The organism is Parvibaculum sp., from assembly GCF_035511255.1.
Lineage (GTDB): Bacteria > Pseudomonadota > Alphaproteobacteria > Parvibaculales > Parvibaculaceae > Parvibaculum.
This window is the reverse complement of sequence record NZ_DATKFR010000446.1, coordinates 1-2,184: the sequence shown is the minus strand read 5'-3', so window position 1 is coordinate 2,184 and position 2,184 is coordinate 1. Positions and strand designations below refer to the sequence as shown.

Below are 2,184 nucleotides of genomic sequence, written 5' to 3'. Positions count from 1 at the left end.
CACCGTCGCCTTCTTCGGATTGATGGCGGGGCCGACCATTGCGTCCAGCCGCACGATGCTCGCGCGCATCGCGCCGGTCGAGATGATGACCGAGTTCTTCGGCCTCTATTCGCTGGCGGGCAAGGCGACGACTTTCGTCGCGCCGCTGCTGATCGGCCTCGTGACGTCGCTCAGTGGCAGCCAGCGCATCGGGCTGATGGTCGTCGTGCCGCTGATCGTTCTCGGCATCGCGATGCTCGCCTTCGTCAAGGAAGAGCGCGCCACCGCGATCGAGTAGGGGCCGGACCGCATTCGGTGGCGCTCCAGACACACCATGTCACCCCGGGCTTCGTCCCGGGGTCCAGGGGCGGCTCCCCCGGAATTTGAAGCCCTTGGATCCCGGCACAAGCATGCCCTTGGGCCGCGCTTCGCGCGGTCCCGAGGGGCCGGGATGACAGTTGGGGTTTGTATCGGCCTCAATGACGGAAGTGGCGCATGCCCGTCATGACCATGGCGAGGCCTTTTTCGTCCGCCGCCGCGATCACTTCCTCGTCGCGCATCGAGCCGCCCGGCTGGATCACCGCGGTCGCGCCCGCTTCGGCGGCGGAGAGAAGCCCGTCGGCGAAGGGGAAGAAGGCATCCGACGCCACGACCGAGCCGATGGTGGCGGGTTGCGCCGCGCCGATCGCCTCGGCGGCGTCCTGCGCCTTGCGGGCGGCGATGCGGGCCGAGTCCACGCGGCTCATCTGGCCGGCGCCGACGCCGACGGTCGCGCCGTTCTTCACATAGACGATGGCGTTCGACTTGACGTGTTTGCAGACGCGGAAGGCGAACTTGAGATCGGCGAGCTCCTGCGCCGTCGGCTGGCGCTTGGTCACGACCTTGAGGTCGAGCAAATCGACGCGGCCATTGTCGCGCGACTGGACGAGGAGGCCGCCCGCGACCGATTTGACGGTGAGGCCCGGCGCGCCCGCGTCCGGGAGGCCGCCGGTGATCAGCAGACGGAGGTTCTTTTTCGCACCGATGATGCGGCGCGCGTCCTCGTCGGCGTCGGGGGCGATGATGACTTCGGTGAAGATCTTCGCGATCTCCTCGGCGGTCTCGCCGTCGAGGGCCATGTTCGAGGCAATGATGCCGCCAAAGGCCGAGACCGTGTCGCAGGCGAAGGCCTTGCGATAGGCGTCGGCGAGCGAGGTGCCGGTCGCGACGCCGCAGGGGTTCGCATGCTTGATGATGGCGATGGCCGGCGCGAGTTTCGGATCGAATTCGGCGACGAGCTCGAAGGCGGCGTCGGTGTCGTTGATGTTGTTGTAGCTGAGTTCCTTGCCCTGGAGCTGCGTCGCGGTCGACACGCCGGCGCGGCTTTCGCCCGTCACATAGAAGCTCGCGATCTGGTGCGGGTTCTCGCCATAGCGCAGCGTCTGCTTCAGATGGCCACCGAAGGCGCGGAAGTCCGGCGCGTCGTCCTTCAGCGTTTCGGCGAACCAGTTCGAGATCGCGGCGTCGTAGGTCGCGGTGCGCGCATAGGCCTTGTGGGCGAGATGCTTGCGGAGCGCGAGCGAAGTACCGCCCTTCGCCTTGATCTCCTCGATCACGGAGGCGTAGTCCGAACCTTCGACGATGACGGCGACATAGGCGTGGTTCTTCGCCGCCGCGCGGATCATCGCCGGACCGCCGATATCGATATTCTCGACGCATTCGTCATAGCCGGCGCCCTTGGCGACCGTCGCCTCGAAGGGATAGAGATTGACGCAGAGAAGGTCGATGGCGCCGATGCCATGGGCGTCCATCGCCGCCTTGTGCTCCGCGTCGTCGCGCACCGCCAGAAGGCCGCCATGAACCTTCGGATGCAGTGTCTTGACGCGGCCATCCATCATTTCCGGAAAGCCGGTCAGGTCCGACACGTCCTTCACCGGCAGCCCCGCTTCGGCGATCGCCTTCGAGGTGCCGCCGGTCGAGACGAGTTCGACGCCGGCCTCATGCAGCGCCCTGGCGAAGTCGATCAGTCCCGTCTTGTCGGAGACGGAGAGAAGGGCGCGGCGCACCGGCTGGATGTCGGCGGCTTTGGGAAGGGTTTTCGTGGAAGGGGACATGGCGGCTCTTCTGGGCTCGGGAGGGGCTGGATTGCCCGGCGGATAGCACAAAACAAGGGTGCCCGCCATCAAAGCGGGTCGAGGTCGGGCAATTCGGGAAGTTCGGCCGCTT

General features: G+C 66.6%; 2 protein-coding genes. One reads left to right on the top strand and one right to left on the bottom strand.

The features are described from left to right. Positions 1 to 277, top strand: a 277-nt coding sequence (locus tag VMR03_RS16695; protein ID WP_325407215.1) for an MFS transporter, incomplete at its 5' end; no start/stop codon positions are given. Positions 278 to 455: 178 nt separating this feature from the next. Here the strand turns inward: VMR03_RS16695 and purH are convergent. Then, entirely contained in the window at positions 456 to 2,072 is a 1,617-nt protein-coding gene (gene purH / locus VMR03_RS16690; protein ID WP_325407213.1) for a bifunctional phosphoribosylaminoimidazolecarboxamide formyltransferase/IMP cyclohydrolase, read from the bottom strand. Positions 2,073 to 2,184: the final 112 nt, after the last annotated feature.